Below are 1,572 nucleotides of genomic sequence, written 5' to 3' on the forward strand. Positions count from 1 at the left end.
CTGGACAGTCATAAGTTCTGGACAGGGGTACTAAGTTACTAAGCTTTGGGAGACCTGAGGGGGCAAGGGGTTAAGCTTAGCGGCGATGAATTTAGGCAAAAGTAGAGTGGGTGGACTTTTGAGGAAAATCGCTTCGGCGTGATGTTGCAGAGCCAGTTGGGTAATCCGCTCACTGGGGTAGCCATGCTTGGGGAGGGTGCGAAACCACCTGGGGAAATAGGCCCACACTTGGGTGGGGTATTCAAGCGCCAGGATCTGGAGGAGCCCCAAGGCGATGGCATTGAGATTGATGAACCTCTCAAAGGCCTCGACCTTCGCTAGGATTTGGGCTTGCACCGTTTCGGGGTAGTCGGCCAAGTTGAGATGGGTGGGCCAGGTCGGAGCCGTTGCCATGGCCTTGAGCCAAAACCGATAGGCAAAGCCGCCCAGCAGGTGAACGAGCGTGCGGAAGGTGACCTCAATTTTGAATCGCAGGCCATAGGCCGCAATCACCTCCGGTCCACTTAAGGTGAGATCACTGGAGAGCAGAATCAGCGATTTGCCGTTGGGGTATTGCGTGAGGACAAACAACACGGGCGTTGTCGGGCTGTCCCAATAGAGTTCGAAGCATTGGTAATACACGGTGGTGAGGTGACCATACAGCCAAACCTGGGCCTGTTGACACTGGTGGAGGGGGGCAAAGAGGGTTTGCAGTTTGACCGGGCTGCCCCATTGGCGGGGGCGTCCCCGACCCTTAACGGTGGGCACCACCGAAAACGGGGCATGGGCCACCGTGGAGCAGCGGACTCGACTAATCAAATGCAGCGCATGACGACGGAATCGGCTCAAGACGGGTGCACAGGCGAAATAGGCATCCAACACCACATAGCTGCCCGTTTTGGCATAGGTCGTACAGAGGTCGGCCATCTTCGTGACGAGCGTTGCCTTTTTCCCCTGGCCCTTCGCTTTCACGGGGGGAGTCTCGGCGATGAGGCCATCCTGGAGTTGCAGGATGAGGGGCACCGCAAAGCAGGCCTGACCGGCGCTCAGAAGAAGACTGAGCGCATTGAAGTAGTGGCCTCGAATCCATTCCGGTTTACTCACATCCTCCGATTCTTGGTGGAGACGCTTCACACCGGGCATCTTACGTCCTTCTTTAGCCACTTTGATGCCATCGCCCACATACACCTGTTCACCCCTGATGTGATAAACACTAGTATGCTGGCTGAGCCATTGCCCCCAGTGTTGGCAGAGCCCCTTGACGCTAAACGCACGGGACTCAAACCAATGCAGCGCCTGCTGATACACCGCTTCGCCTAACCCGAGGGCATTGACGTAACTCGTGACTGCCGCCGGTTGGGTATTGAGTAGGATGCCCCAGACCAGAAGGACGAACCACCGAAACGAGGCTTCTCGGCTGAAGACCGGGCGGAAGCCCTCTAGGATGTGCTCAAGACGTTGGGATAACTCCATAATAGGGCTGGCTGAAAGGCTTTACATCAGCCAGTTTCGGACATGATGGGTCGATTGACTCAGCTCATGTCCGTTTTTCTTGGCGTCCCGCTACCGGATACAGAACTTCCCACTGTCCAG

Annotated in this window: 1 protein-coding gene; it reads right to left on the reverse strand. The window is 56.4% G+C overall.

Annotated features, from left to right (window positions below; genetic code table 11):
- Positions 1-30 precede the first annotated feature (30 nt).
- A complete protein-coding gene (locus H6G62_RS27200; protein WP_190500962.1) occupies positions 31-1,452 on the reverse strand; it encodes a transposase in 1,422 nt (473 codons plus the stop codon).
- Positions 1,453-1,572: the final 120 nt, after the last annotated feature.

Source organism: Phormidium sp. FACHB-1136, from assembly GCF_014697375.1.
Taxonomy (GTDB): domain Bacteria; phylum Cyanobacteriota; class Cyanobacteriia; order Phormidesmidales; family Phormidesmidaceae; genus Nodosilinea.

What these genes read in the sequence shown, in the direction of transcription:
- H6G62_RS27200 (WP_190500962.1), bottom strand. Translation starts at nt 1,452, where the DNA reads ATGGAGTTATCCCAACGTCTTGAGCACATCCTAGAGGGCTTCCGCCCG.